This window comes from Mesorhizobium sp. P160219 (assembly GCF_057786095.1).
In genome coordinates, this window is record NZ_JBYNWG010000001.1 from 283,192 (window position 1) to 307,382 (window position 24,191).

21 protein-coding genes are annotated in these 24,191 nt (G+C 63.7%); 10 read left to right on the plus strand and 11 right to left on the minus strand.

The genetic code is table 11. The features are described from left to right. Window positions 1-19 precede the first annotated feature (19 nt). Complete coding sequence (locus tag AC3EMP_RS01450) at window positions 20-265, plus strand: MoaD/ThiS family protein (protein WP_023690044.1); 246 nt, start codon at window positions 20-22, stop codon at window positions 263-265. Window positions 266-541: 276 nt separating this feature from the next. Here the strand turns inward: AC3EMP_RS01450 and AC3EMP_RS01455 are convergent, their stop codons facing one another. The 9 genes from AC3EMP_RS01455 to AC3EMP_RS01495 all read right to left on the minus strand — a co-directional run bounded on the left by AC3EMP_RS01455 (window position 542) and on the right by AC3EMP_RS01495 (window position 11,488). After that, window positions 542-1,324, minus strand: a complete 783-nt coding sequence (locus tag AC3EMP_RS01455) for a hypothetical protein (protein WP_352544144.1) — start codon at window positions 1,322-1,324, stop codon at window positions 542-544. A 56-nt stretch (window positions 1,325-1,380) separates the two neighbouring features. Further along, a complete protein-coding gene (locus AC3EMP_RS01460) occupies window positions 1,381-1,773 on the minus strand; it encodes a phage holin family protein (RefSeq protein WP_023693628.1) in 393 nt (130 codons plus the stop codon). Beyond that, window positions 1,770-2,378, minus strand: a complete 609-nt coding sequence (locus AC3EMP_RS01465) for a hypothetical protein (protein WP_023822303.1) — start codon at window positions 2,376-2,378, stop codon at window positions 1,770-1,772. Before AC3EMP_RS01465 ends, AC3EMP_RS01460 begins: the two co-directional genes overlap by 4 nt. Window positions 2,379-2,908: 530 nt before the next feature. Continuing rightward, a complete protein-coding gene (locus AC3EMP_RS01470; RefSeq protein ID WP_023690511.1) occupies window positions 2,909-3,325 on the minus strand; it encodes a DOPA 4,5-dioxygenase family protein in 417 nt (138 codons plus the stop codon). 350 nt (window positions 3,326-3,675) lie between these two features. Continuing rightward, entirely contained in the window at window positions 3,676-3,834 is a 159-nt protein-coding gene (locus tag AC3EMP_RS01475) for a DUF3309 family protein (RefSeq protein WP_023734747.1), read from the minus strand. A 96-nt stretch (window positions 3,835-3,930) separates the two neighbouring features. Then, window positions 3,931-7,101 carry an efflux RND transporter permease subunit gene (locus tag AC3EMP_RS01480; RefSeq protein ID WP_352712260.1) on the minus strand — a complete coding sequence of 1,057 codons (3,171 nt, stop codon included), beginning with the start codon at window positions 7,099-7,101 and terminating at the stop codon, window positions 3,931-3,933. Window positions 7,102-7,182: 81 nt separating this feature from the next. Next, window positions 7,183-8,361, minus strand: a complete 1,179-nt coding sequence (locus AC3EMP_RS01485; RefSeq protein ID WP_031197462.1) for an efflux RND transporter periplasmic adaptor subunit — start codon at window positions 8,359-8,361, stop codon at window positions 7,183-7,185. Between the two features lie 520 nt (window positions 8,362-8,881). Then, window positions 8,882-10,012, minus strand: a complete 1,131-nt coding sequence (locus AC3EMP_RS01490; RefSeq protein ID WP_023827629.1) for a patatin-like phospholipase family protein — start codon at window positions 10,010-10,012, stop codon at window positions 8,882-8,884. A gap of 387 nt (window positions 10,013-10,399) precedes the next feature. After that, window positions 10,400-11,488 carry a citrate synthase/methylcitrate synthase gene (locus tag AC3EMP_RS01495; RefSeq protein WP_352596652.1) on the minus strand — a complete coding sequence of 363 codons (1,089 nt, stop codon included), beginning with the start codon at window positions 11,486-11,488 and terminating at the stop codon, window positions 10,400-10,402. Window positions 11,489-11,581: 93 nt separating this feature from the next. Here AC3EMP_RS01495 and AC3EMP_RS01500 point away from each other — a divergent pair, with 93 nt between their 5' ends. Then, window positions 11,582-12,721 (plus strand): citrate/2-methylcitrate synthase, encoded by a 1,140-nt coding sequence (locus AC3EMP_RS01500; protein WP_027050805.1) that lies wholly within the window; start codon window positions 11,582-11,584, stop codon window positions 12,719-12,721. On the opposite strand, the gene ftrA is transcribed toward AC3EMP_RS01500, so the two are convergent. Then, window positions 12,718-13,710: a transcriptional regulator FtrA gene (gene ftrA / locus AC3EMP_RS01505; RefSeq protein WP_488494721.1), complete on the minus strand. Its 993-nt coding sequence runs from the start codon at window positions 13,708-13,710 to the stop codon at window positions 12,718-12,720. The two genes, AC3EMP_RS01500 and ftrA, sit on opposite strands and share 4 nt — an antisense overlap. An 89-nt stretch (window positions 13,711-13,799) precedes the next feature. Between ftrA and AC3EMP_RS01510 the strand changes: the two genes are divergently transcribed. Together AC3EMP_RS01510 and AC3EMP_RS01515 are read left to right on the plus strand one after the other, a co-directional pair. Continuing rightward, window positions 13,800-14,219 carry a rhodanese-like domain-containing protein gene (locus AC3EMP_RS01510; protein WP_023702797.1) on the plus strand — a complete coding sequence of 140 codons (420 nt, stop codon included), beginning with the start codon at window positions 13,800-13,802 and terminating at the stop codon, window positions 14,217-14,219. A 50-nt stretch (window positions 14,220-14,269) separates the two neighbouring features. Further along, window positions 14,270-14,725, plus strand: a complete 456-nt coding sequence (locus AC3EMP_RS01515) for a GNAT family N-acetyltransferase (protein WP_031194243.1) — start codon at window positions 14,270-14,272, stop codon at window positions 14,723-14,725. 45 nt (window positions 14,726-14,770) lie between these two features. Here AC3EMP_RS01515 and phaR read toward each other — a convergent pair whose 3' ends face one another. Further along, window positions 14,771-15,385 carry a polyhydroxyalkanoate synthesis repressor PhaR gene (phaR, locus tag AC3EMP_RS01520; protein WP_023685813.1) on the minus strand — a complete coding sequence of 205 codons (615 nt, stop codon included), beginning with the start codon at window positions 15,383-15,385 and terminating at the stop codon, window positions 14,771-14,773. 302 nt (window positions 15,386-15,687) lie between these two features. On the opposite strand from phaR, the gene AC3EMP_RS01525 reads away from it, so the two are divergent. From AC3EMP_RS01525 to AC3EMP_RS01550, 6 genes are all read left to right on the plus strand, one after another. Beyond that, the gene (locus AC3EMP_RS01525; RefSeq protein ID WP_023673832.1) at window positions 15,688-16,872 is read left to right on the plus strand and encodes an acetyl-CoA C-acetyltransferase; all 1,185 of its coding nucleotides are present in this window, start codon (window positions 15,688-15,690) and stop codon (window positions 16,870-16,872) included. Window positions 16,873-17,001: 129 nt separating this feature from the next. After that, window positions 17,002-17,727, plus strand: a complete 726-nt coding sequence (gene phbB / locus AC3EMP_RS01530) for an acetoacetyl-CoA reductase (protein ID WP_023698448.1) — start codon at window positions 17,002-17,004, stop codon at window positions 17,725-17,727. A 694-nt stretch (window positions 17,728-18,421) separates the two neighbouring features. After that, window positions 18,422-22,003 carry a helicase-related protein gene (locus AC3EMP_RS01535; RefSeq protein ID WP_352712264.1) on the plus strand — a complete coding sequence of 1,194 codons (3,582 nt, stop codon included), beginning with the start codon at window positions 18,422-18,424 and terminating at the stop codon, window positions 22,001-22,003. A 75-nt stretch (window positions 22,004-22,078) separates the two neighbouring features. Continuing rightward, window positions 22,079-22,465 carry an RNA-binding S4 domain-containing protein gene (locus AC3EMP_RS01540; protein WP_023693611.1) on the plus strand — a complete coding sequence of 129 codons (387 nt, stop codon included), beginning with the start codon at window positions 22,079-22,081 and terminating at the stop codon, window positions 22,463-22,465. A gap of 253 nt (window positions 22,466-22,718) precedes the next feature. Further along, the gene (gene fdxA, locus AC3EMP_RS01545; RefSeq protein ID WP_013529180.1) at window positions 22,719-23,057 is read left to right on the plus strand and encodes a ferredoxin FdxA; all 339 of its coding nucleotides are present in this window, start codon (window positions 22,719-22,721) and stop codon (window positions 23,055-23,057) included. A gap of 426 nt (window positions 23,058-23,483) precedes the next feature. Beyond that, a complete protein-coding gene (locus AC3EMP_RS01550; protein ID WP_023673664.1) occupies window positions 23,484-24,065 on the plus strand; it encodes a CarD family transcriptional regulator in 582 nt (193 codons plus the stop codon). The last annotated feature ends 126 nt before the right edge of the window (window positions 24,066-24,191 follow it).

A 24,191-nucleotide genomic window follows, 5' to 3' on the forward strand; every position in this document is an offset into this window, starting at 1 on the left:
AAATGAGGTTCTTGCCCTAATGGTCGAAGTCACGCTCTGGGGCGCGCTGGGCCAGCTCGCCGGCGGCCAGAGCAAGATCGAGGTCGAGGCCAAGGACATAAGGGAGCTGTTCAGGAAGCTGGCTGAACAGTATCCCGGCATCGAGCCCTGGATCGAGAAGGGCATTGCGGTGGCGATCGACGGTACGATCTATCGCGATACCTGGTCGAAGGAACTGCCACAGGGAGCGGAGATTTTCCTGCTGCCGCGGTTGGCTGGGGGGTGAAGTGGGGTGTCGCCCTACGTCCCAGAGCGGACCGGCATCCTCGGTCTGCGAACTTCAAGTGCAATGTCGGTCCTCGCCTAGATGCCAGTTTTGCTGACCGCGTCTTATCGGCGGCGGGTTGGCCAACAATCCAGAGAACCTGATTCGCTGGATTACTATCGGCAAGGGACATCAGTCCGCACACGGCTCTGAAGTGACTCGAGCGGGTCACCGTTTGACGGACAACACCGGCCCCTTTCTGGAGAGGCCGGCTATCGTTGATCCAGGATCATCAAGCTAGGTTTGGCGCTGAGACGTATCGGAAATTCGTTCGCGCACGGCATGCTCGGTCTTGTCTGCTGTGGACTTCACGATCTCGCCGAGCTGATCGGCTATCGTGTCTGCTTCCATATCTTGCCGGCCAGCTTCCTGCTTGATGGTCTCATAGGCGTCGGCGGCGACCTGCTTGGCCTCATCGAGGCCCCTGTCGAGCAAAGTTTCGGCGGAATCGCGAAGCTTGTCGCCATAGGCGCCTAGTTGCTCGTCCTCCGTTGCGGTATGGGGCAGCATTGCACCTATGGCGGCGCCGATGGCGAGACCGACGGCCGCTACGGCCAAGGGTTGATCCTCCAACAGATCTTGCGCGGAGCGGCTGGCTTTCGCCGCCATGTCCCCAGCCGTCGAGCTTGCATTGGCAGCGCTTCCCGTCAGACTCGCCGCAGCGGCTCTTGCGGTGCTCGATATGGTGTCGCCGGCGCTGGCAGCGCTCGAGGAGAGCGATTCCGCGGCATCGGAGAGCGTGCCGCCCAAGCCGCCGCGCTCCCCTGCTACATCATGTTGTCCCGGCGCTGAAGGCAATCGGTAGTCATCCGAACGTTGGATGGTGTTTGAGGTACCGCTGCCGAACATCAGCCAGGCCAGACCTGCGCCCACCATGGTGACCGGCAAAGGATTGTCTCGGACCTGCGTTCTGAGATTGCTGAGCATGGCCGCGCTCTCCCCTCCCGAGAACAGCCCGGTGAACTCATCCAGCAATTGTCCAGGCGTCATCTTGCCTCGAATGGATTCGGCGGTCTCCATCACCCGAGCGCGAGCCGCCTCGGCCTCGCGTTCAAGTTCGGCTGCGGATTTCTCGTTCATCTCACCTGTTCCTTAATCGCGCTCGCGTCGCGCTTGAGCTGTCCCTGGGTCCGGTCGGGGGTAAGTTCCGAAGGCGCCATGCTGGCCGTCCCGGTCCGCAGCAGGATGACGCCGAGGACCGCCACGACCACACCGACCAGCAGGGAAGACCACCCCGCGCCAAGCCCTGCCCGCGTCAGTGCGATAATGAGCGCCTGCAGCAACACCAAGAGCGCGGCGAGCAGGCAAATCGCGCCGCCCAGCACTTCCGCAGCACCTGCTCCGGCTTTGGTAAGCTTTTCAGAGAGCTCGGCCCGAAACAGCCTCGCCTCGGTTTGCACCAGAGTGGTGACATTCTGGGCCAAATCGGTGACTAGCCCGGCAAGGCTGGGATTGTCCTGGTTATTCATCTGTCCTGCTCCGCGATCTGCGTGGCGCCATCATCGCCGACCACGCCAAAATCTTGTGGACGATCAGCGGACCAACCCTGTGGCTGATCGGTGTGTGATCTGAGGCCTCCCGGAGCGGCCTCAGAATCGGGCCTTGCCGACGGAGAAGCCTTGATGAACCGCCCGAGAGCCAATCCGGCCAACACCGATCCCGCAAGCAGGACACCGGGATTTTGCCGGCCGAAGGACTGCACGTCATCAAGGACTTGGCTAAAGGGCTTCTGTTTCAAGGACGATGAAAGCCGCTCAAGGCCACTGGCAGCATCCAAAGCGAATTTCGATGCGTTCCTTTCATCGTTGCTGGCAAGGTGATCGCTGGCCGCTCGCAGTGCACCACCCAACGCCGCCAAGCTCGATCCGATGTCGCGCTGCGCCTCCTCCGCCTTGTCGGAGATGACCTGCGTGGCTTCAGATGCATAGTCGCCAGCCTTACGGGTCACCTCGTCCCGCGCGTCGTGAAGCAACTCGCTGGCACGCTCATTTTCCTGGCGAAGTCTGTCGGAGACGTCGCTTTTCGCCTTGTCGAAATCGGTGGGCTGTCCGCCCTGATCGTTCTCATGCTGCATGAGGCCACCTAGTGAAAACCGAGGAAGGAGAGGACCGCGAGCACGACAACGATAAGGCCGATAAGATAGATGACACTGTTCATGTGCACGTCCTCCGTAGCTTTCCAACTTCGACGAACCTGCGATGTTCCGTAAGTGAGAGCATTTATCTCAGCCGAAACGAAGAGCTTCGTCAGGCACGCACCCAGTCACCAGTGAGTTGCCCTGTCCCTCGTGCGGAGCGCCAGTTGCTCCGTACGAACGGGTGCGCCCGACCCTGCGGGAACGAGTGCCGGCTGCCTCCTCTATTGCAATCTTTGCCTATTCGGCGACCCCGCCTCGGCGTACCGGCGACCAAGGAGAACTCTCCCTTGCCATCAATTGATGGTCCATCGCTCCAACGGCCCCGCGCTGGTTCGGCACCTTCGACGAAGCAATGATGAAGGCATAGGATACGGCTTGAGGCGCAAAGCGGCCTGTCATGCATGCCTCAGCTAGGCTACTGGCGAACGCGTCTCCAAGGCCAAGTCTCTACTTTGCAGAACGCCTCCCTACGCCCCCAGCGTCGGCTCCGTGTTCACCTCCAGCGCCTCTTCCGCTTCATCCTCTTCACCCAGCACCTCGCCATGAACCCCCAGCGGCCGCCCGATCCAGATCGGATCGACCAGATGGTCGCGCTTGGGGTTGGTGGTGTTGGGGTGGATGAGGATGCTGAGGCCGCCGTGGTTCAGCATCAGCCAGGGGACCAGCGTGGCGAAAATCTCGGTGGCGAAGGAGACCTGGTACATGGCCTGTTCGTGCGGGCCGACCGGCTCGTCGCGCCAGTTGCCCAGGCGCACGCGGAAGCGTTCGCCGATGCGCAGGCGCAGCCATTCGGCGTGCTGCCGCTCGGCTTGCCCGTCATAGTAGATGTGGGCGTGATAGCTGGCGATCTCGGCGAGAGGCCTTGGCGGGTTGGCGGTGTTCACCTTGATGGCTCCCTCGGTGATTGTTGTGCGGGCAGCGTATACGCAAGGGAGCGGGGTGGCCAAGGGGGGCACAGCGTGTGCTCGTCATCTCGATCTCGGGCCAATCGCATATGGAGCTCCCCCACTCCGTCTCGGCTTCGCCGAGCCACCTCTACCCCCACATTCGTGGGGGAGAGGAAATGCTAACCGCCGAGGTCGTGGCCTTGAAAAGCTTGGCATTTCCTCACCCCCATGGACATGGGGGAGAGGTGGCCGCGCAGCGGCCGGAGTGGGGGCGGGCGCCGCCGTATGCCTATTGCAAGCACTTCATCGGGCGAGGAAACGCTGATCGCAGAGGTCTCTTGCCCCGATCAAACCCTGCCCATCAGCACCAGGATCAGCAGCACCACCAGCACAATGCCGACGATGCCCGATGGCCCATAACCCCAGGAGCGCGAGTGTGGCCAGGCCGGTACGGCGCCGATCAGGATCAGGACTAGAACGATGATGAGGATGGTGCTGACGGTCATTAAGAGTCCCTCGCCTTGCTGGTCGGATACGAGGGGACAATGCAACAGGCCGCCCGGTTGTTCCGGACGGCCTTTCGTCTGACTGGTCGAATGCAGCTATTCCGCGGCTTTCGGGAAGGCGATTGCCGGCTCATCGAGCGGACCCGGCGTCGGCCCTGTGGACGCATCCCTTTTCTTTTCGCGGCCGAACAGCCGGCGGAAGAAGGCATAGAAGCGGCTGTTCTTGCTGCGCGTGAAGATCATCAGCATCGACGGCGTCACCACCAGCGTCAGCAGCGTGGCGAACGACAGGCCGAAGACGATGGCCGAGGACAGCGAAATCCACCATTGCGTCGACGGCGCGTTGATCGTCGTCTCGTGATGGAAGATTTCAAGGCCGAGGCCAAAGGCGATCGGCAGCACGCCGAGGATGGCCGAGACCGCCGTCAGCACGACCGGGCGGGCACGTTCGCGGCAGGTCTGCAGCACCGCCCCCATCTTGTCCCAGCCCTCTTCGCGCAGCCGGTCATAGGTGTCGATGAGCACGATGTTGTTGTTCACCACCACGCCGGCCAGCGCGATGACGCCGATGCCCGACATGACGATGCCGAAGGCTTCGCCGGTCAGCAGCAGCCCCAGGAACACACCGATCGTCGCCATGACCACGCAGGACAGCACCAGAAGCACGCTGGTGAACTTGTTGAACTGCATCAAGAGCACCAAGAAGATCAGGAAGATCGCCGCACCGAAGGCTTTGCCGAGGAAGGCGCTGGCTTCGGCGCTGTCCTCGTTCGACCCCGCCAGCTTCCAGCGTATGCCGTTGTCGAGCTTCATGTCGGTGACCGCCTTGGTCACCTCCGCCTGCACCGCCGCGACCTGCGTGCCGGCGGCGACGTTGGCCTGGACGACCACGGTGCGGGCGCCATCGATGCGGTTGAGGATGCCGACGGTCGGCTCCGGCTTGCGCACGACGAAGTTGGAGATCGGCACCGAGCCTTGCGCGGTCTGCACCCTGAGCTCATCGAGCGTCGACAGCGTGCGCCGGTCTTCGGGCAGGCGCAGCCTGATGTCGACGGCATCGTCGGCGCCGGCCGGCCGGTATTCCGACAGCTTCAGGCCGTTGGTCACCAACTGCACCACGGTGCCGACCGCGGTCGGGCTGATGCCGTACTGCGCCGCCTTGGCGCGGTCGACCTCGAGCGCCCAGTCGACGCCGGGCGGCGGCAGGCCGTCGGAAACGTCGATGACGCCGGGCACCTTGGCGATGCGCGCCGCGACCGCACGGGCCTGGTCGTCAAGCCCTTTTGGATCGATGGCCGAAAGCCGCAGCTGCACCGCCTTGCCTGTGGGAGGACCGGCCTCCGGCACGCGCACTTCGACATCGACGCCGGGAATGCCGGCCATCACTGTTCGCAACTCGTCCAGGATATGGTTGGCCGATTTGCGCTCGCGCCAGTCGATGAACTCATACTGGATGACGCCGACGACGTCCTCCGGCACGTCCTGTCCGCCGCCCTGCGTCTTGCCGACGCGGGTGTAGACCGATTTGACGCCGGGCCAGCCGAGCAGCCGGTTTTCGGCGATCCTGGTCGCCGTATCCATTTCGGCCAGCGAGAGATTGCCGCGGGCGTGCACATAGAGCAGGCCGTAATCGGGCTCGACGCTGGGGAAGAACTCGACGCCGGCGCCGTATTTGGAATAGGCGAAGCCAACGCCGGTCAAAAGCACGGCGGTAAGCACCAGCACGGTGATGGGGAAGCGCACCGCCTGCTTGACCAGCGCCATGTACCAGCCGTCGCGATTTTGTTCCTCGTGATGCTCCGGCGCCTTGGCGAAAAGCGCGCCCAGCGTCGGCGCGAACACCAGCGCATAAAGCATCGAGGCCGACAGCGTGACGATCAGCGTGATCGGCATGTATTTCATGAAGTCGCCGATGATGCCGGGCCAGAACAGCAGCGGCGAAAACGCCGCGATGCGCGTCATTGTGGCCGCGATGACGGGGCCCGCCATGCGCTTGGCCGCCAGCGTGAAGGCTTCCTCCTTCGGCATGCCTTCGCCCATGCGCCGCTCGGCGAACTCGGTGACGATGATGGCGTCGTCGACCAGCATGCCGACCGCCAGGATAAGGCTGAACAGCACGATCATGTTGATCGTGTAGCCCATCATCGCCAAGAGCAGGATGCCGATCAGGAACGATGACGGAATGGCAAGCCCGATCAGCAGCGAGGCGCGGCCGGACAGCGCATAGAGGATGACGATGAACACCAGGATGACGGCGATCATCACGTGGTTCTGCAGGTCGCCCAGCAGCTGGTTGACGAAGACCGACTTGTCCTGCGTGTAGGTGATGTTCATGCCTTCTGGCATGGTCTTGACGTAGGCGTCGGACACTTCCCGCACCTTGGCCAGCGTGTCGATCAGATTGGCGCCGATGCGCTTCTTGACTTCGATGGCGATGGCCGGCTTGCCGTTGAGGCGGGTGATCGTCTCGGCATCGGCGAAGGTCGAACGCACCGTGGCGATGTCCTTGGCCTGCACCACGGCGTTGGGTCCGGCAACCACCGGCAGCGACGCCACATCCTCTGGTGTTTCGATCAGCGACGGCACCTTGACCGCGTATTTGCCTTCCGACCCCTCGATGTTACCGGCTGCGACCAGGCTGTTGGAGGCGCCGACGGCGCCGATCAGCTGGTCGAGCTGCAGGCCGTAGGACGACAGCTTCATCGGGTCGATGACGACCTCGACAAGATCGTCGCGCGCGCCCTGCAGCGAGCCTTCGAGAACGCCAGGCACTTCCTCGATGCGGTCGCGCAGTTCGCGCGCGGCAGCCGTCAGCACGCGCTCGGGCAATTCGCCCGACAGCGTCACCACCAGCACCGGGAATTCGGAGATGTTGACCTCGGTGACGACAGGCTCTTCGGCCGCCTGCGGCAGGTCGGCCTTGCCGTCCTGCACCTTGGAGCGCGTGTCCTGAAGTGCTGTCGCCAGATTGGTCTGCGGCTGGAACTCGACCAGCACATAGCCGCCGCCCTGGAAGGCGGCCGAGCGCATTTCCTTGAGGCCCTTCAGGCTCTTCAGCTTGCTTTCCATCGGCCGCAGCAGAAGGCGCTCGGAATCCTCCGGCGAAATGCCCTGATAGATCAGGCTGACATACATCATCGGAATCGGAACGTCGGGTTCCGCTTCCTTCGGCGTCGACTGATAGGCGACCCAGCCCGCCAGCAGCAGGAACACCAGCACCGCAATGGTCAGCCGGGCATTGTTGATCGCGAGTTTGACGATATCCATGGCCTGTTCTCAAGATTTCAGGAGCCGCATTGCGGCCGGTTGTCCCCGCCCCGGCTGTCCCCGGCCGGGGCCGTTCCGGCGCTACTGCGTTGTCGCTTCGCCCAACAGCTTCTGGATGGTCGCCTGGTCGGCCTCGACCGGCTTGACTACGTCGCCTTCCTTGACGAGTTCCTGGCCGGCGACGATGACGCGGGCATCGGCTGGAATGCCGCCAAGCACCAGGCCCTTCGGCGAGTCGTCAACGAGGTCGATCGGGAAGAACACCACCTTGTTGTCCTTGTCGACGGCACGGATGCCAAGATCGCCCTTGTCGCCCAGCGTCACCACGGAGCGCGGCAACATGACGGCATCGGTCGGCTGCGCGCTGAGCGAAATCTCGGCCGTCATGCCCGCCGGCACGGAGCCATCGGCATTGGGCACGGCAATCTCGACGCGGAAGGTGCGCGTCGCCGACGAGGCGTCGCGGCTGATGTAGCGCACGGTGCCTTCGACGGTCTGGCCGCTGACCAGCCGGACGGCGGCCTTGTCGCCAAGCTTGAGATAGCCGAGGTCGCGTTCGCTGACTTCGCCGCGCGCAATCACCGGATCGAGCTTGAGGATGGTTGCCACCTCGCCGCCCTGCATGACGGAACTGCCGAGCTCCACCGGCACCCGGTCGATGACGCCGTCGAAGGGCGCCTTGACCAGATTGCGGTCGAGCTCGGCCTGCGCCGTTTCCAGCTGCGACTGCGCCGCGGTCAGGTTCGAGCGCGCCGTGTCGAGCTGCAGCTTCGGCAGATTGCCGGTCTTCATGAGCCGCAGCGATGCGTCGAGTTCAGCCTGGCGCTGCGCGACGAGCTGCTTGGCATTGTCGACCATCGAGATCTTTTCTTCCGCCGCAAGCATCAGCACCAGATCGCCGGTCTTGACGTGATCGCCCTGCTTGACCGGCAGCTTTTCGATGACGCCGGCGACACGCGTCGCCAGCACGGCGCGCTTGTCGGCCTCGGTCAGCCCGGAAATGCGGATGGCGCGGGCATAGGTCTTGCGCGGCGGCGTCACCACCGCGACGGTGCGCAGCGACGCCTTCGGTTCGGCCTCGGCGGTCTTGGTTGCATCCGGTGCCTTGGCCTGATCGCCCGGCTTGGCCTGATCGCCTGCCTTGCCAGCACCTTCGACAGCGGCGCTGCCGACGGACGAGAACGCGCCTGTTCCCATCCAGGCGGCGAAGCCGATGAGCACGACAATAGCGGCAAGCTTGTGAAACCTGATCTTCGGCATCATTGTTTTTCCACTGCGGGGTTCGGCCAAGTCGTTATCCAACAGGAGTCCGTCGTCTAACAGCTACCGTGTCTTCCAACTCGGGCGCGTCGCCGATATGGGTGCGCGCCAGGCCGTGTTCAATTTGCCGTGAACGGCGAAGCCGCGCTTCTACATCAAAGTTGCATCGCAATACAGTCGAAAAGTTGCAGGAACATTGTGCCAGGCGATGTAGTGTGGCCAACGGGAAACGGTTTTGTCAGCGCCCCGTCAGGCGGCGGAACCACAGTCTCGGAACCATACGGGTGTTGGAGGCGCTTTGTTTTTAAGGCGTTTTGAGCACTGACATTCTCCTGTGCCTGCACTAGTTTTTGAGGCTCAAATGTGGGCGCGACCTGCGTAGCCACTCAGTGAATGGCAGCAGGCGTCAGTATGATTTTGTATACCGTCACACGCAACGGTTGTTCCGGGACGGAAAGTCATCGGCGCTACTCCGATTTGCCGAACACTTCGCTGATCGTCTTGATCGATCCGGGCGGACTCAGGCCCGCCGGCGTTCCGCCTCCGGCTTCTTGCGGGCGGCGAGGAATTCCTTCACCCGCCGTCCCGGTGCCGGCCCGCGCACCGGTTTGAAGCCGTCATCGAGTTCGCCGGAAAGGTCGAGCGTCGGCCGCTTGCCGACCGCGTCGTAATTCTCCTCCAGCCAGTCGCTGGCCGCTATACGGCCAAGGTCTCTGAGATAGCTCAGGAAGGCCCATTCCGCATTCACCTTGGACGACGCCGACAGATCCTTGAACGCCTCGTCGGCATCGATGCGGTGCATGCGGATGTCGCGGTATTCGCCAGGCGGCAGCCGGCCGGCGGCGATCAGCTCCTTGACGAAGGCGATCGATCGGAATTCGTTCAGCAGCCCGGCATTGAAGGTGATCTCGTCGATGCGGTTCTGGATTTCGTTGGCGCTTTTCGGCGTGCCTTCGCGCACCACCGGATTGATCTGCACCAAAAGCACATCCTCGGTCGCCGCCGTCTTGAAGAACGGGAACAGCGCCGGATTGCCGCCATAGCCGCCATCCCAATAGGGCACGCCCTTGATCTCGACGGCGCGGAACAATTGCGGCAGGCAGGCCGAGGCCATCACCGTGTCGAGGTCGATCTCGCCGTCGGAAAAGACGCGCAGCTGGCCGGTCTCGACATTGGTCGCCGAAATGAACAGCTCCATCGACTTGCAGGCGTGAACATTTTTGAAATCGATCTCCTGCTCGACCGCGTCGCGCAGCGGGTTCAAGCCCAGCGGATTGGCGACATAGGGCGAAAACACTCGGGACATGGTGTCGAAGAAGAAATAGCCGGGCGTGTTCTCGATCGACCAGTTGCCCCAGGCGACGTCCCACGGCATGCGCTGCACCGGGCTGAAGCGGCCCTTGGCCGCCACCGCGCGCCAGAAGTCGTCGAGCTTTTGCCGTGCACCCTCGACGCCGCCGCGCACAAAACCATCGGCCAGCGCCACCGCATTCATCGCGCCGGCGCTGGTGCCGGACACGGCTGAAATGTCGAGCCTGCCATCCTCCAGCAGCCGGTCGAGTACGCCCCAGGAGAAAGCCCCGTGCGAGCCGCCGCCCTGCAGCGCGATGTTGATCTTCTTCGTTTCCTCCGCCTTGCCGTTTTTGGTCATGGCGTTCCTGTTCGGTTTGGTCGCTGCTGCCTCATTCCGCCCGGAAATCGGGCGGGTTCGACGGCAGCGGACTTATATTGCAGTGCAGCATATAAGGGATGACCAAGGCAAGAACACGAACACGGTCGCGTGATCACATGAAATTTTGGTCATGGGGAATGGTCCTCCACGCCGAGGTCTTCGCCCTACGAATACCCCCACCCTTGATCCCTCCCCACAAGGGGGAGGGAGACTTGGTAGACGCTGATCTCAGCAAACCACCGACGTTTCGGCGGCGGGCGCCAGCTGCCCTCCCCCTTGTGGGGGTCCGAAGGACGGGCGAGACCCGTGGCTCGCCCCGGCAGGCTAAGGTGGGGGTCCTCTTCGCAAAAATCTGTCCTTGGAGCCTCAGGCAACAAGCTTCGGCACCGGCCCGATATAGCGCGACTGCGGCCGGATCAGCCGCCCTGTCGTCTGCTGTTCGCGCGCATGCGCGATCCAGCCGGCGACACGTCCGGCGGCAAAGACATTGCTGAACGCCTGTGGCGGAAAGCCAGCCGCCTCAAGCACAAGCGCTGTGTAGAACTCGACATTGGTCTGCAGCGAGCGCTGCGGCTTGGCGATCCGCAGCACTTCGAGCGCCGTCTGCTCGACCTGTTCGGCGAAGGCCAGCCGGCGGCCGGCTTCGCCTTCGCTGCAGAGCTGCCGCACGACGGCTTTCAGCACATCGGCGCGCGGATCGCGCACGCGGTAGATACGGTGGCCGAAGCCCATGATGCGCTCGCCATCTTGGATCTCGCCACGAAGCCAGCTGGCCGCGTCGCCATGCGCCTCGATTGCATCGAGCATCTCGATCACCGGGCCGGGCGCGCCGCCGTGCAGGGGGCCCTTGAGCGCGCCGAGCCCGGCCAGCACCGACGATGTCAGACCGGCCAGCGTCGATGCGACGACGCGGGTGGCGAAGGTCGAGGCGTTGAGGCCGTGATCGCAGACGGTCACCAGATAGGTGTCGAGTGCCCTTGCCAGCGCCGGCGACGGGACGGATCCCTCGAGCATCCTCAGCATGTCGGCGGCATGATCGGCCTTCGCGTCAGGTGCGGTCGGCTGCTCGCCGCGCGCCAGCCGCAGCAGAGCCGGCGTCAGCACAGCGGGCGCCGCGATCAGCCGCAAGGCGTCCGTCAGTGCCTCGCCATCCGGCAGCAGCGCCATGCCGGCGCGCATGGCGCCATAGATCTCAAGCGGTTCGAGCAGCGGCAGCGAGGGCGCAAGCCGCTCGAACACCTCGACGCGAGCCTTGCCCAGCCTCGCTGCCAGTTCGGCATCGCCGGGAAGGCCGTCGAAGAAGCCGTCGAGCAACAGGCGAACCACTTGCGCATAGCGCCAGCGTCCCGCCAATTCCGGCAGCGAATGACCGCGGATCGTCAGGCGGCCGCCAAGGCCATCGACATCGGAGAGCACGGTCTCCGCCGCCACCACATCATCGAGCCCGTTCGCCATATCTCATCTCCTTGCAGCTTTTCTGCATGGGAGATAAGGGTTAGGCTGCGCCTCGATCAATCTTGATCAATATAATCAATATGTGAGCTAAAAATGTCCGAATGGCTGTCGCGGGAAGAGGCGCTGGAAAGGCTCAAGGTCCGGCCGCAGACGCTTTACGCCTATGTCAGCCGCGGCCGCATCGGCATGCGGCCGGATGAGAGCGACCCGCGCCGCAGCCAGTACCGCGCCGACGACATCGCGGCATTGGCGACCCGCCGGGCGCGGGGCCGCAGTCCCTCGGCCATCGCCGAGAGTGCGATCGCCTGGGGCGAACCCTCGATTGTCACCGCGATTTCGACTGTGCTGCACGGTCGACTGATCTATCGAGGGCAAGACGCCGTTGCGCTCTCCAAAGCGGCGACGCTGGAGGAAACCGCTGCTGTGCTCTGGGCCTCGACTGAACCGGTGGCTTTCAAAGCTCCGTCATCTGAAGCGCCTCATCCAGTCGGCCGCGCCTCGGCCTTTGCGCAGCTTGCCATGCTTGCCGGCCAGGGGCGGCCTTCGCTCGGGCGCAGCGCCGCCTCGCTGTGCACTGAAGCCGCGCACACAGTCGCAGCGCTGGCGCAGTCGCTGGGCGCCGGAACCGGCACAGCGCCCGTCCATAAGCGCCTGGCGCAGGGCTGGTCGGTGAATGATGCCGGCGCGGAAGCGATCCGCTGCGCCCTCGTCCTGCTCGCCGATCATGAACTCAACGCATCGACCTTCGCCGCCCGCGTCGCAGCGTCCACAGGCGCCTCGCCTGCCGCATGCCTGCTGGCCGGCCTGGCAACGCTGTCCGGCCCGCGCCACGGTGGTGCCGGCGAAGCGGTGATGCAACTGGCTGAAGATGCAGCAGCCCACGGCGCGGATGCGGCGATCCGGCGCTGGCTCGGCCATGATCGGCCCTTGCCGGCGTTCGGCCATCCGCTCTATCCCGAAGGCGATCCCCGTGCCACCGCACTTCTGGAAGTCATCCCTGTCGACGAGACGCTGCAACAGCTGCAAAAAGCCGCCATGGCGGCGGCCGGTGCCCAGCCCAACATCGACTTCGCCCTGGCCACACTAACGCGCGGCCTTGGCTTGCCGCGCGATGCACCGTTCCAGCTGTTTGCGCTCGGACGCAGTGTCGGCTGGGCCGCGCATATGGTCGAACAGATCATTAGCGGCAGCATCATCAGGCCGCGTGGCCGCTATGAGGGACGCGTGACTTAAGCCGACCTGGCCGTGTTCCCGAACCGCGCACGGTACGCGACGGGCGTCGTGGCGAATTGCCGGCGGAAGTGATGCCGCAACGTGCCTGCCGCGCCAAAGCCGGCGGTCTCGGCAATCCGTTCGATCGGCATGGCGGTGTCTTCCAGCAGCGTGCGCGCCCGCGAAAGCCGTTCCGACAGCAGCCAGCGCGCCGGCGTGACGCCGGTTGCGGCCGCAAAGCGGCGCAGAAACGTCCGCTCGCTCATCCCGGCAAGCTCGGCCAAGATGGCGACGGGATAGTCGGCAGAAATATCGGCGCGCATCCTGTCGATCAACGGTCCAAGCCGGCTGCGCTCATGTGGCTCGGGTACGGAACTCTCGACATACTGCGCCTGGCCGCCGTCGCGATGCGGCGGTACCACCAGACGGCGCGCCACCATGTTTGCAGCCTTGGTGCCGAAGTCGCGCCGAACCAGATGCAGGCAAAGATCGATGCCCGCGGCACTGCCTGCCGATGTCAGCACATTGCCCTCATCAATGTACAAAACGTCCGGGATCACGGTGATGTCGGGGTACATCTCCGTCAGCTTCTCGCTGTAGCGCCAATGCGTGGTCGCCCTTTTGCCCGCAAGCAGGCCGGCGGCGGCAAGCACGAACACGCCCGAACAGATCGAAAGAATGCGAGAGCCGCGCTCGTGTGCCTTTCGAAGCGCCTCGATCAGCGCCGGCGGCACCGGAGCCTCCGTTCCGCGCCATCCCGGTACGATCACCGTGCCGGCCTGGCCGATCAGATCGATCCCGCCGTCGGCAACAATACGCACGCCGCCCAGCGCGCGCATTTCACCGCCATCGATCCCGGCAACGGCAAAACGGTACCAATCCTCACCCATTTCCGCCCGGGGCAAGGCGAAGATCTCAACCGCCACGCCAAACTCGAACGTGCACAGGCCGTCATAGGCAACGGCAACGACAAGAGGGTTGGCAGGGCGCGGATTGGCAGAGGATGGCATGATCTTGACGATATATGGCAAAGCTGCCAGCTGCAATCGCCCTGCTTCCTGTCTTATCTCTCCGTCGCATCAGCAATGGAGATACGAGGATGAGCCACGTGACAGACATTCCGGCGGCATCGCCGGATATCGCCCGCGACCATTTTCTGCGCCGGCTTTCCGTCGAGACCGACTGTTCCGACGTCGCCGCCGCACTGCGTGCCGGAGAGCCGGACTTTGTTCTCCTGCATGTGGTCGGTTCGCCGGAAGCCTATGGACGCCGCCATGTGCCGGGCGCGCTGCATCTGCCCCACCGCGAAATATCGGCCGGGCGGATGGTGCAATGGCCCGAAAGGACGCTGTTCGTCGTCTATTGCGCGGGACCGCATTGCAATGGCGCGGATCAGGCGGCCTTCAAGCTGGCCAGCCTCGGTCGTCCCGTGAAGATCATGATCGGCGGCATAACCGGTTGGCAGGACGAGGACCTTCCTTTCGCTTCAGGCAAGGAGCCCGGTGTCTTGCACGCGTGAGGCCACGCGATATGGTCGGCCTTGAAGACTGAGCAAGCATGCAGAAGGCGATGGTTAGAATTCGTCCATTCGAGCGCCAGGATGTCGGTGCGGTGCTCGCCCTCATGCGGGCGCTAGCCGTCTTCGAGGGTTATGACGACAAGCTTCGCGTCACCGAAGCGAACCTCATCGAGCACGGGCTGGGGCCATCGCCCCGGTTCGGCGTGTTGGTGGCGGAGCGAGAGGGCGTGATCGTCGGCATCGCCGTCCACTACCTCATCCCCTGGACCTACGACCTGAAGCCGGTTGTCTGGCTGAAGGAACTCTACGTCACTGAAGCGACGCGCGGCATGGGGGTCGGCCATGCGCTTGTTGAACAGCTTCGCCAACACGCTTTGAGCATTGGCGCCTCCGCCATCAAATGGACGGTGCTGAAATCCAACTCGCCGGCCAAAGCCTTCTACCGCTCGCTCGACGGCCAGCCCGACGATATCTGGGAACCGTGGCAGCTGAAAATCGACCCGTGACAGCCGCCTCGACCAACTGAGGGCGGTCGACCATGCGGCGGTCGCTTACGACATGGTGTCAAGCTTGCGCTGCATGGCGGCGATCTGTTGCTTCAGTTCCTGAAGGTCGTCGCCGCTCTTTTCCGGGACATCCTTGCGGGCCGGCTCGGGTGCAGCCGCGGCCGCAGCATTTGTGGCGGCGGTCGGGAAGGGCGTGAACAGGCGCATCGCGTTCTGGAACATTTCCATGTTGCGGCGTGTCTGCTCTTCCAGCGCCTTGATCGGCGTGGCGATCTTCATCACATCCAGCGGCGACTTGCCGATCGCGCCCTTCATCTGCTCGCGGAACCGCTCCTGTTCCTTGGAGAAGGCCATCATCGACTGTTCGAGGAAGCTCGGCACGATCTGCTGCATCTGGTCGCCATAGAAAGCGATCAACTGGCGCAGGAACGGGATCGGCAGCATGTTCTGCCCATCCTTGTTCTCCAGTTCGAAGATGATCTGCGTCAGCACCGGATGGGTAATGTCGTCACCGGTCTTGGCGTCCTGGACGGTGAACTCCTCGCCCTTCTTGACCATCTCGGCCAGATCCTCGAGCGTCACATAGGTGCTGGTGCCGGTATTGTAGAGCCGGCGATTGGCATATTTCTTGATAATGATAGGGTCGTCTTTCGCGGCCATCAGCATCCTCCCGGGACACCGGCGCGCCTGAGTAAGCCGCCGGTAACGATTGCGCCATTTTTAAGGATATGCGCAAAAGCTCTATAATTCCAAGCGCTTTGTGCAGTGCGGCATCATTTATTGCTGCATGGCCGGCCAATTATGCTGCGCAGCAAAGGTTGGGCGATCGCGCCGGCCGCTCGCGCCCTGCTTGCGGCGCTTGGCCGGCATGCCCATTTCCGGTTTGACTTGGGGTGTGGAACGGGCAAGAAAAGTCCCAACAAGCCCCCAAGAACACGACACCTCGAAGTCTGGAGAGAAAAATGTCCGCTTCCAATTCAATCGTCGTTGCCAGCGCCGCACGCACGGCTGTCGGCTCCTTCAACGGCGCCTTCGCCGCCACCCCGGCGCATGAACTTGGCGCCGTCGTCATCAGGGAGCTTTTGGCGCGCGCCGGCGTCGAGCCGGGCGAAGTCGACGAGGTCATTCTCGGCCAGGTGCTGACCGCCGCGCAGGGCCAGAACCCCGCCCGCCAGGCGTCGATCAATGCCGGCCTGCCCAAGGAGACCACCGCCTGGGGGCTCAACCAGGTTTGCGGCTCTGGCCTGCGCGCCATCGCGCTCGGCATGCAGCAGATCGCCGCCGGCGACGCCACTGTGATCATCGCCGGCGGCCAGGAATCGATGTCGCTGTCGCCGCACGCCGAGCACCTGCGCGCCGGCGTCAAGATGGGCGACTACAAGATGATCGACACCATGATCAAGGACGGGTTGTGGGACGCCTTCAACGGCTACCACATGGGCAACACCGCCGAGAACGTCGCCCGCCAGTTCCAGATCACCCGCGACGACCAGGACCAGTTTGCGCTCGCCTCGCAAAACAAGGCCGAGGCCGCGCAGAAGGCCGGCAAGTTCAAGGACGAGATCGTCGCCTTCACGATCAAGGGCAGGAAGGGCGACACTGTCGTCGACCAGGACGAGTACATCCGCCACGGCGCCACCATCGACGCCATGTCCAAGCTGAAGCCGGCTTTCGACAAGGACGGCACCGTGACCGCCGCCAACGCGTCGGGCATCAATGACGGCGCCGCCGGCGCGCTGCTGATGAGCGAGGCTGAAGCCACAAGGCGCGGCATCACCCCGCTGGTGCGCATCGCATCCTGGGCGACGGCCGGCGTCGATCCGGCGATCATGGGAACCGGACCTATTCCCGCCTCGAAGCGGGCGCTCGAGAAGGCCGGCTGGTCGGTCAAGGACCTCGACCTTGTCGAGGCCAATGAAGCCTTCGCCGCGCAGGCCTGCGCCGTCAACAAGGGCATGGGCTGGGATACGTCGATCGTCAACGTCAATGGCGGCGCCATCGCCATCGGCCATCCGATCGGCGCGTCGGGCGCCCGCGTCTTCAACACGCTGGTTTTCGAGATGCGCCGCCGCGGCGCCAAGAAGGGCCTTGCCACGCTGTGCATCGGCGGCGGCATGGGCGTCGCTCTGTGCGTGGAAGCGCTGTGAACAAGAAGTGAGTAGTGAATAGGGAGTAGTGAATAGGGAAGAAGGAGCAGCGCGGCGGGATATCGATCCCTACTCGCTATTCCCTACTCCCTATTCCCTTCTTCCGACCAAAGGGAGGAAGAACTTTCAATGACCAAAGTAGCGCTCGTCACCGGTGGATCGCGCGGCATCGGCGCCGCCATATCGATCGGCCTGAAGAATGCCGGTTACACCGTTGCCGCCAACTATGCCGGCAATGACGAGGCAGCGGGGAAGTTCAGCGCACAAACCGGCATCAAGGCCTACAAATGGTCGGTCGCCGACTACGACGCCTGTGCCGCCGGAATCAAACAGGTCGAGGCCGATCTCGGCCCGGTCTCGGTGCTGGTCAACAATGCCGGCATTACCCGCGACGCCATGTTCCACAAGCTGACGCGCGAGCAGTGGAAGGAAGTCATCGACACCAATCTGTCTGGGGTCTTCAACATGACGCATCCGCTGTGGGGCGGCATGCGCGACCGCAAATTCGGCCGCGTCATCACCATTTCCTCCATCAACGGCCAGAAAGGCCAGGCCGGCCAGGTCAACTATTCCGCCGCAAAGGCCGGCGACATCGGCTTCTCGAAGGCGCTGGCGCAGGAGGGCGCGCGCGCGGGCATCACAGTCAATGTCATCTGCCCCGGCTACATCGCCACCGAGATGGTCAAGGCGATCGACGAGAAGGTGCTGAATGAACGCATCATCCCGCAGATTCCGGTCGGCCGCCTCGGCGAACCGGAAGAGATCGCGCGTTGCGTCGTCTTCCTCGCTTCCGAAGACGCCGGCTTCATCACCGGTTCGACCATCACAGCCAATGGCGGCCAGTATTTCGCCTGAACGACAGCATTTCGCCCGGTAGGACGGGCCGGCTTATGGCCCGTTTTTTCATCGCCGGCCGGCGATGTTCCCGGGCTGCGCGCTAGACATTGACCCGTTCCGGCACGCAAAGATTAACGATTTCCAGGCGCCCTGTGCAAAACCCGGTTCGCAAGCTGTGAATTCTCGGTGGACAAGCTGTGGATAACACAACATGTTGGGGTGAACAAACCAGGAAAATCCCGCCATCGCTGATTCATAGCCGATTCGTTCCGGCTTTGAGCGCAACGTTAACGACCAAGGCCGAAAATCACCGGCAAATGGTTAAGGCCGATTAAGAAAATTCAACAATTTCATAATGTTGGCCGAGGCGTATCGGATCACGACGATGCCCCGCCGGCAAAGGTTAACGCCAATGGTCGCCTTGCAGGAATCGGGCCAGTTTCCGCGATTCAGCATATGGTGAGACTCAGGCTCGCAAAATCCACATGTAGCCGTGAACAAAAGCTGAATCTACCGGAGTCACTGATTCGTCGCCGATTCGTTCCAGACTCGTTCCAACTGTTAATTGAGACCTCAAAGACGAACCGTGGGATTGCCGGCCGGAACATTCCGCTTTCGCTTCGCGCCTGAAATCCCTATGTGTCGCCTGTCATACGCGCCACGCGAGGCGCGCTCCCGACAACACGATGCAGAAAGCCTCATCTCCAGGCCGATGAACATCCAGCCGAAACACACCGAGCCGCTGATCCTGTCGGGCCGCGACGTGACTGCCGTGCTGGGTCCGACCAACACCGGCAAGACCCATCTCGCCATCGAGCGCATGGTGGCGCATGAGAGCGGCATTATCGGCCTGCCGCTCCGCCTTCTGGCGCGCGAGGTCTATGCCCGCGTCTGCGAAAAGGTCGGCGCCCACAAGGTGGCGCTCATCACCGGCGAGGAAAAAATCCAGCCGCCCGGCGCGAAATATTCGGTCTGCACCGTCGAAGCCATGCCGCGCGAGACCGACGTTGCCTTCGTCGCCATCGACGAGGTGCAGCTCGCCGGCGACCTCGAGCGCGGCCACATCTTCACCGACCGTATCCTGCACCTACGCGGCCGCCAGGAAACGCTGCTGCTCGGCGCGGCCACCATGCATGGCATCCTGCAAAAGCTGCTGAGAGGCGTCTCGGTGGTGACGCGCCCTCGCCTGTCGCACCTGGCCTATGCCGGTTCGAAGAAATTGACCCGCCTGCCGCGGCGTACGGCCATCGTCGCCTTCTCCGCCGACGAGGTCTATGCCATCGCTGAGCTGATCCGCCGCCAGCAAGGAGGAGCGGCGGTCGTGCTCGGCGCGCTGTCGCCCCGCACCCGCAACGCCCAGGTGGCAATGTTCCAGGCAGGCGACGTCGACTATCTCGTCGCCACCGACGCCATCGGCATGGGCCTCAACCTTGATCTCGATCATGTCGCCTTCGCCCAGAACCGCAAATTCGACGGCTACCAATACCGCAACCTGACGGCGGCCGAGCTCGGCCAGATCGCCGGCCGCGCCGGCCGGCATCTGCGCGACGGCACCTTCGGCGTCACCGGCCAGGTCGATCCGCTGGACGAGGAACTGGTCAAGCGCATCGAGGGGCACGAGTTCGATCCGGTGAAGGTGCTGCAATGGCGCACCGCGCATTTCGACTTCGCCAGCCTCGACGCGCTGAAGCGCTCGATCGAAACCAACGCGCCGGTCGAAGGCCTGACGCGCGCGCTGCCGGCGGTCGATGCGCAGGCGCTCGAACATCTCTCCCGCGACGAGGACATCCGCGCGCTGGCTACCAATGCCAAGCGCGTGGCGCTGCTGTGGGAAGCCTGCGCGTTGCCGGACTACCGCAAGATCGCGCCGGCCCAGCACTCCGACCTGATCGCTTCTATCTACACCGACCTCGCCAAACACGGCCATGTCGACGAGAACTACATGGCCGAGCAGGTGCGCCGCGCCGATACGACCGAGGGGGACATCGACACGCTGTCGCACCGCATTGCGCAGATCCGCACCTGGACATTCGTGTCCAACCGGCCGGGCTGGCTGGCCGATCAGGCACACTGGCGGGAAAAGACGCGCGAAATCGAAGACAGATTGTCGGATGCGCTGCATGAGCGGTTGACGAAACGGTTTGTAGACCGCAGGACTTCCGTCCTCATGCGGCGCCTTAGAGAAAATACAATGCCTGAAGCCGAAATCAGTCCTACCGGAACCGTCCTTGTCGAAGGCCATCATGTCGGCGAGTTGCAAGGGTTCCGCTTCACCGCCGACCAGAGCGCCGGCGGCGAAGACGCCAAGGCCGTGCGTACGGCAGCGCAAAAAGCGCTGGCCGCCGAGTTCGAGGCGCGTGCCGAACGCTTCGGCGCCTGCGCCAATGGCGACCTTGCGCTCGGCTCCGACGGCACGCTGCGCTGGATCGGCGCGCCGATCGGCACGCTGGTTGCCGGCGAGGACGCGCTGAAGCCGCGCCTGGTGCTTTTGGCCGACGAGCAGTTGACCGGCCCCGCCCGAGACAAGGTCGCCGCGCGCGCCGAGCGTTTCGTCAATTTCCAGATCGAGTCGCTGCTGAAGCCGCTGGTCGACTTGAAGAATGCCGAGCAGATCGCCGGCATCGGCCGTGGCATCGCCTTCCAGCTCGTCGAGCATTTCGGCCTCATCAACCGCCGCGACATCGCCGAGGAAATGAAGTCGCTCGACCAGGAGGGTCGCGCCGCCTTGCGTCGGCTCGGTGTGCGCTTCGGCGCCTACCACGTCTTCGTGCCGGCGCTGATCAAGCCGGCGCCCGCCGGACTGATTACGCTGTTGTGGGCGCTGAAGAACGACGGCAAGGACAAGCCGGGCTTTGGCGACGTGGTGCACGCACTGGCTTCCGGCCGCACCTCGGTGGTCATCGATCCTGCTTTCGACAAGAGCTTCTACAAGCTTGCCGGCTACCGCAATCTCGGCCGCCGCGCCGTGCGCATCGACATTCTGGAACGGCTGGCCGACCTGATCCGGCCTGCGACCAACTGGAAGCCCGGTCTGGGACAGCGCCCGGACGGCGCCTATGACGGCCAGTCCTTCATGGTGACGCCGCCGATGATGTCCATCCTCGGCGCCACCGCCGACGACATGGAAGAGATTCTGAAGGGCCTCGGCTATCGCGCCGAGCCGAAACCACCGGCAGAGGTGAAGGCGCGGCTCGAAGCGCAGGACAATGCCGCGCGGGAAGCGGCTGCGGCAAAACTGGCTGCGGACGCGGCTGCAAAAGCCGAACAGGCCAAGGCGGCGGAAGCCGCTGCAAGAGAAGCTGTCGCTGAAGCGCCGGCCGTTGGATCGGAGCCGGATGCGGTTGCCGCCGCTGAGCCTGCGGCTGAGCAGCCCGTCGCCGAAGCCGCAGCGGAGGCTGTTGCTGCGGACGCTCAGCCGGGCGCACCTCCCGAGGGTTCGGAGCCAACTGCGGCCGTTGAAGCCACCGCCGAAGCTCCAGCCATCGAGGAAGCAACGGCGGAGCCCGTCGCGGAAGAACAGGTCGAAGCTCCCCAAGTCGAAGCCCCCATAGAAATCACGGAAGAAGCTCCGGCTGTTGCAGAAGCTGACGACACCGTCCCCGAAAGCGCCGACGCCACCGTCGCCGAAAACGCCGACGCCCTTACCTCCCCCTCGATGGGGGAGGTCGCGGCGCGAAGCGACGCGGGTGGGGGTGACAGCGCTGACGAAACCGATAGTGCAGACCGCGTAGCCGATGCAGGCGCAACCGCCGACGCCGGCGCTGCCCCCACCCCGGCGCTGCGCGCCGACCCTCCCCACGAGGGGGAGGGTGGAAGCGCTGAGCCTGTCCCCGAGGCCGAAGCGCCAAAGCCCATCTTGCTGTGGCGGCAGGGTCGTTTCGAGCAGCGCCCGCGCCATCGTCAAGGCCGGGACAATCGCCCGCGTAACGGCCAGGCTGCCCGCGCCGATGCGCCGGCCGACGCTGCCGGCGGACAGCCGGCAACGGGCGAGCGGCCGGCCTATCAGGGCCGGCGCGACCAGCGCGACGGTGCCGCCAAGCCACGTTTCGACCGTTCGAAGTTCAAGCCCAAGCCGCAGGCCGAGGGCGAACAGCGCCGCGACGGCAAGCCGCAAGGCGAGCGTCCGCGCGAGGGCCGGCCTGACTGGAAAGGCGGCAGGCCGGAAGGCAAAGGCGGACCGCAAGGCGCCAAGCCGGCCTTCCAGGCCAAGCCACGCGAAGAACGGCCGGTGCGCTTCGATCCGGACTCGCCCTTCGCCAAGCTCGCCGCCTTGCGCGACCAGCTGAAGAAGTAAGCTCTGAGCATGATCCCGAAAAGTGGAACCGGTTTTCGGACAAGATCATGCTCCAACAAGAAATAACTCGCTGCGATGGTTGCTGAAGGTCGTCAGCGCATCGACAAGTGGCTGTTCTTTTCGCGCGCGATAAAATCGCGCTCGCTGGCGGCCAAGCTGGTTGTCGCCGGACGCGTCCGCATCAACAGCGACAAAGCAGCGCAGGCCTCCGATCTGGTCAAGCCTGGCGACGTTTTGACCATTACGCACGAGCGCCGCATCTTCGTTTGGAAGGTGCTTGGCACCGGCGTGCGGCGCGGTCCGGCCGAGGAAGCGCGCACGCTCTACGAGGACATGTCCCCGCCGCCGGCCCCAAAAGGCGAGGCTGTTGCCGATGCCATTCCGGCGCTGCGCGACGCCGGCAGCGGCCGGCCGACCAAGAAAGAGCGCAGGCAAACCGACCGGCTGTTCGGCGAAGACTGAAGCCTTGGCCGTCTGCGCCATGCCGGCGGTCTGGAATTTCATTCCGGACACGCGGGCCCCGCCTGCAATGGCTGCCCTTGCAAGCGGCAGGCAAAGGCGTTACCTCACCAAAAAAGCCGCCGCATCGGCCCGAAAATCGGAAATCGATTTTTCGGAAGGCACGATGCGCAGATTCAAAGTGTCAGAGCGTACTTTGTGCGTCCAATTGGACGCACGTCGCTCTAGCAAGAACGGGACGTCCCGGAGCCGACCAATGACCTATGTCGTGACCGACAACTGCATCAAATGCAAGTACATGGACTGCATCGAGGTCTGTCCGGTCGACTGCTTCTACGAGGGCGAGAACATGCTTGTCATACATCCCGACGAGTGCATCGACTGCGGCGTCTGCGAACCGGAATGCCCGGCCGATGCAATCAAGCCCGACACCGAGCCGGGCCTCGACAAATGGCTGCAGGTCAACACCGAATACGCCGAGAAATGGCCCAACATCACCGCCAAGAAGGAGCCTCCGGCAGATGCCAAGAGCTTCGACGGCGAAGCCGGCAAGTTCGAGAAATATTTCTCCGCCGAGCCCGGCGAAGGCGACTGAGCACATGACGCTGGAATCGGAATCGATTTCGGAAAGGGTGATGCGCAAAGCAAAAAAGTGCGGCCTATTGGATCGTCATAACGCTGCGTAACGCGCATCATACATTAACTGCCTTGACAGGCGGCGATGGCGCTCGACCTTCGCGTTTGCAGCAAAACCTTGATTCTTCCGACTTTTTGTGCTACACCAGTTGAAACATGCCGGTGACACAACGTCGATTTATGGCGCAAGCGCCCCAAATCACTGAAAGGTGAAATCCCCAATCGGACCAGAGCGATCTGGGCCAGGCAGTCGCTATGTATGCGGTTTGCCGGTCCCGGCTTTTTCCGATGGGTTCATCTGTTGTGCGGCTAACGATCGGTGTCCCCGGTCGCATGCGTTCGGACCGGCAGGCCGCCGGTGCCACAACAAGGAGTTCAGGGCGTAATGGCAACGATCACCCCGCAGAAGAAGTCCACCTCGGCACGCCACGGTTTCAAGACCGGCGAGTACATCGTCTATCCGGCACACGGCGTCGGCCAGATCGTCTCGATCGACGAGCAGGAAGTTGCGGGCCACAAGCTGGAACTGTTCGTCATCGACTTCCAGAAGGACAAGATGCGCCTGAAGGTTCCGGTCGCCAAGGCGACCTCCATCGGCATGCGCAAGCTGTCGGAAGAGGATTATGTCGAGCGCGCGCTGAAGGTCGTGCAGGGCCGCGCCCGCGTCAAGCGCACCATGTGGTCGCGCCGTGCGCAGGAATATGATGCCAAGATCAATTCGGGCGACCTGATCTCGATCTCGGAAGTCGTGCGCGACCTCTACCGTGCCGACAACCAGCCGGAACAGTCCTATTCCGAGCGTCAGCTCTATGAGGCGGCACTCGACCGCATGGCGCGCGAGATCGCGGCAGTCAACCGCATGTCGGAAACCGAAGCCGTGCGCCTGATCGAGGTCAACCTCAACAAGGGCCCGAAGCGCGGCGCCAAGGCCGACAATGAGGAAGCCGAGCAGGAAGAAGCTGCCTGATCGCTTTCACCGTCGAAATCATGAAAAACCCGGCCTTGTGCCGGGTTTTTGTTTTTACCCCCTTGTGGGGTTCCAAGGACGGGCGAGACCCGTGGCTCGCCCAGGCAGGGTCGCTGCGAAGCAGCG

Coding starts and splice junctions, on each gene's coding strand:
- AC3EMP_RS01510 (WP_023702797.1), top strand. CDS start 13,800: ATGAGCCACGTGACAGACATTCCGGCGGCATCGCCGGATATCGCCCGC.
- AC3EMP_RS01515 (WP_031194243.1), top strand. CDS start 14,270: ATGGTTAGAATTCGTCCATTCGAGCGCCAGGATGTCGGTGCGGTGCTC.
- AC3EMP_RS01450 (WP_023690044.1), top strand. CDS start 20: ATGGTCGAAGTCACGCTCTGGGGCGCGCTGGGCCAGCTCGCCGGCGGC.
- AC3EMP_RS01490 (WP_023827629.1), bottom strand. CDS start 10,012: ATGACCAAAAACGGCAAGGCGGAGGAAACGAAGAAGATCAACATCGCG.
- AC3EMP_RS01475 (WP_023734747.1), bottom strand. CDS start 3,834: ATGACCGTCAGCACCATCCTCATCATCGTTCTAGTCCTGATCCTGATC.
- AC3EMP_RS01495 (WP_352596652.1), bottom strand. CDS start 11,488: ATGGCGAACGGGCTCGATGATGTGGTGGCGGCGGAGACCGTGCTCTCC.
- ftrA (WP_488494721.1), bottom strand. CDS start 13,710: ATGCCATCCTCTGCCAATCCGCGCCCTGCCAACCCTCTTGTCGTTGCC.
- AC3EMP_RS01485 (WP_031197462.1), bottom strand. CDS start 8,361: ATGCCGAAGATCAGGTTTCACAAGCTTGCCGCTATTGTCGTGCTCATC.
- AC3EMP_RS01535 (WP_352712264.1), top strand. CDS start 18,422: ATGAACATCCAGCCGAAACACACCGAGCCGCTGATCCTGTCGGGCCGC.
- AC3EMP_RS01540 (WP_023693611.1), top strand. CDS start 22,079: ATGGTTGCTGAAGGTCGTCAGCGCATCGACAAGTGGCTGTTCTTTTCG.
- AC3EMP_RS01480 (WP_352712260.1), bottom strand. CDS start 7,101: ATGGATATCGTCAAACTCGCGATCAACAATGCCCGGCTGACCATTGCG.
- AC3EMP_RS01465 (WP_023822303.1), bottom strand. CDS start 2,378: ATGCAGCATGAGAACGATCAGGGCGGACAGCCCACCGATTTCGACAAG.
- fdxA (WP_013529180.1), top strand. CDS start 22,719: ATGACCTATGTCGTGACCGACAACTGCATCAAATGCAAGTACATGGAC.
- AC3EMP_RS01455 (WP_352544144.1), bottom strand. CDS start 1,324: ATGGAGACCGCCGAATCCATTCGAGGCAAGATGACGCCTGGACAATTG.
- AC3EMP_RS01460 (WP_023693628.1), bottom strand. CDS start 1,773: ATGAATAACCAGGACAATCCCAGCCTTGCCGGGCTAGTCACCGATTTG.
- phbB (WP_023698448.1), top strand. CDS start 17,002: ATGACCAAAGTAGCGCTCGTCACCGGTGGATCGCGCGGCATCGGCGCC.
- phaR (WP_023685813.1), bottom strand. CDS start 15,385: ATGGCCGCGAAAGACGACCCTATCATTATCAAGAAATATGCCAATCGC.
- AC3EMP_RS01550 (WP_023673664.1), top strand. CDS start 23,484: ATGGCAACGATCACCCCGCAGAAGAAGTCCACCTCGGCACGCCACGGT.
- AC3EMP_RS01525 (WP_023673832.1), top strand. CDS start 15,688: ATGTCCGCTTCCAATTCAATCGTCGTTGCCAGCGCCGCACGCACGGCT.
- AC3EMP_RS01500 (WP_027050805.1), top strand. CDS start 11,582: ATGTCCGAATGGCTGTCGCGGGAAGAGGCGCTGGAAAGGCTCAAGGTC.